The sequence below is a fragment of the Limnospira sp. PMC 1279.21 genome, from assembly GCF_032349615.1.
GTDB lineage: Bacteria > Cyanobacteriota > Cyanobacteriia > Cyanobacteriales > Microcoleaceae > Limnospira > Limnospira fusiformis.
Map to the genome: position 1 here is coordinate 1 of NZ_JARPLU010000439.1, position 987 is coordinate 987.

The 987-nt window shown below is 44.6% G+C and carries 1 protein-coding gene; it reads right to left on the reverse strand.

What is annotated here, in order from left to right; translation table 11 throughout:
* Position 1: 1 nt before the first annotated feature.
* Positions 2–586 (reverse strand): reverse transcriptase N-terminal domain-containing protein, encoded by a 585-nt coding sequence (locus tag P5683_RS25285; protein WP_315642112.1) that lies wholly within the window; start codon positions 584–586, stop codon positions 2–4.
* Positions 587–987: the final 401 nt, after the last annotated feature.

Below are 987 nucleotides of genomic sequence, written 5' to 3' on the forward strand. Positions count from 1 at the left end.
GTTATTTCGGGCATCGCAGCCCTATTTCACTCCTAAACGTTTCGCACGAATCCAGAATATAATAACCTCCTTTGTTTATACTTTGAAAGATTCTGGATATTGCGTCGTGGGCTGACCGTCCGGGACGAAACCCATAGCTTGTGCTTTCAAATCTCGATTCCCATTCAGGTTCGAGAGCCGATTTAACCAAGGCTTGCCTTGCTCTGTCTTGGATAGCAGGTATTCCCAGGGGGCGTTTTTCATCCCTTCCAGGTTTTGGAATCCACACCCGTCGCAGTGGTTTTGCTTTGAGGTTTCCCTTGATGTTCTCAACAATTTCAAACCTTTGCCTTGGAGAGATTGCTCTCATTCCATCAACACCGGCTGTTTTCTTGCCTTGATTATCTTGAGTCACTCGCCGCACTGCTAAGAGTCGGGCATAATATGATTTCACCAATAGACGTTGCAACCTTCGTGCCTTTGCGTCCTGTCCCGATTTAGCTGCTTGAAATATCCTCTTTTGGAGCTTGAAAACTTTTCTCTGAACTTTCGCCCAGGGAATAGCTTTCGATACAAACGCACGTCTTGATTGGTTTTGATTTCTCAAATCCTTTCTTTAAACTCGCTTTCGTCATAGTAACTCCTACTAGACTCTATTCTTTACAATCAAACCGTGACCCGTCTGCATATCCTTATCATTACAGTAAGGCGTTGGCTTCTGGTCACATCTCACCCCCTAATAGGCTTACGCTTACACTTTTCACTACTGACTTTCTCGACCAGATTATCAGAGCCTAAAAGGGGTTACAACGTTCCGTTTATATGGGCATTCCATCTGTAGATTTGTCCTATCCACCGGGGTACTTTTAAAGGTCTATGAAGATGGTGAAACAAAACCTCTTCTTTTCCCCTTGCTCTTTTGAACGTAGCGTGTCAACCCATTTCGCTACTTAATGGTTACGATGGTTCAAGCCGGACATTCGGTTTCCCTAATCATGGATGGTTGGG